At 59.8% G+C, this 296-nt stretch carries 1 protein-coding gene; it reads left to right on the top strand.

The window, feature by feature from the left end; genetic code table 11:
* Positions 1-296 (top strand): AMP-binding protein (locus UCMB321_RS28290; RefSeq protein ID WP_040071997.1); only part of this gene is annotated, 296 nt, incomplete at both ends.

Here is a 296-nt window from a genome sequence, read left to right as displayed (position 1 = left end):
GAAACCCTGTTCGAGCAGACCGGCGTCCAACGCCTGTGCAACCTCTACGGCCCGTCGGAAACCACCACCTACTCAAGCTGGGTAGCGATGGATCGCGAAGACGGTTTTGCCCCGCATATCGGCAAACCCGTCGGCAACACCCAGTTCTATCTGCTGGATGAACATCAGCAACCCGTCCCACTGGGTGTTCCGGGTGAAATCTATATCGGCGGCGCTGGCGTAGCTCGTGGCTACCTGAACCGCGACGACCTCACCGCTGAACGCTTCCTCCAGGATCCGTTCGCAACCACGCCAAA

Source organism: Pseudomonas batumici, from assembly GCF_000820515.1.
Taxonomy (GTDB): domain Bacteria; phylum Pseudomonadota; class Gammaproteobacteria; order Pseudomonadales; family Pseudomonadaceae; genus Aquipseudomonas; species Aquipseudomonas batumici.
The sequence above is the reverse complement of the archived record's forward strand: the minus strand, read 5'-3'. Positions and strand labels throughout refer to the sequence as shown.